The sequence below is a fragment of the Bartonella sp. MR168JLCBS genome (genome assembly GCF_042194175.1).
On sequence record NZ_JBHIMP010000100.1, the window covers coordinates 1 to 712 of the forward strand.

1 protein-coding gene is annotated in these 712 nt (G+C 34.6%); it reads left to right on the plus strand.

The annotated features are described in order from the left end of the window. Positions 1–360: 360 nt before the first annotated feature. A partial coding sequence (locus ACFIK8_RS09410) for an iron-sulfur cluster assembly accessory protein (protein WP_375669268.1) occupies positions 361–712 on the plus strand: 352 nt, incomplete at its 3' end.

Consider the following 712-nt stretch of genomic DNA (forward strand, 5'->3'; position numbering starts at 1 on the left):
GGCTTCTAGACAAGTGGCATTTTAGAGGACCTATTAAATATGAGAGAAAAATAATATTCTTTTAATGTTTCTGTTTATCCATCGAGAATCTAACAAAAAGGTGAATACCTTTACAAGTATTGTAGCTGATACGCAGTATTGAAGTGCTTTTTCTTCCGTTTTTGATTTTTTTAAGAGAGCTATTAATGTGGATAACAAAAACAGCAAAAATCCAAATTTTTGGATATGTGGTTTTTGTTCTGATAAGAAAAAATCAAAGCATTTCAATTTATGTCTTTTTGTTTTGTTTTTTGTATACCAGATAATAAAATATTGTAGATGAGATACTACAGTATTTGTTTAATAAGAAAAGAGTAGACGATGAGTCGTTTTTCGGTAGTAAATTTGACGCAAGCCGCAATGGATCGTGTTAAAGCGGTTATGGACGCAAAAGATGCGCGTGGTATTCTTATTGGTATCAAGAAAGGCGGCTGCGCAGGAATGGAATATACAATTACTCTTATAAAAGAAGAGGTTCCAGACGCAGATGTTGTTGAAGTTAACGGTGCTCGTGTTTTTATAGCACATGATGCAGTCTTATTTTTATTAGGAACACAGATAGATTATGAAGTGACAACACTTCGTTCCGGTTTTGTATTCAAGAATCCAAATCAAGTCTCAGCATGCGGATGCGGTGAATCAGTGGAACTTCGTCCTGCTTTGCAAAGTCAAT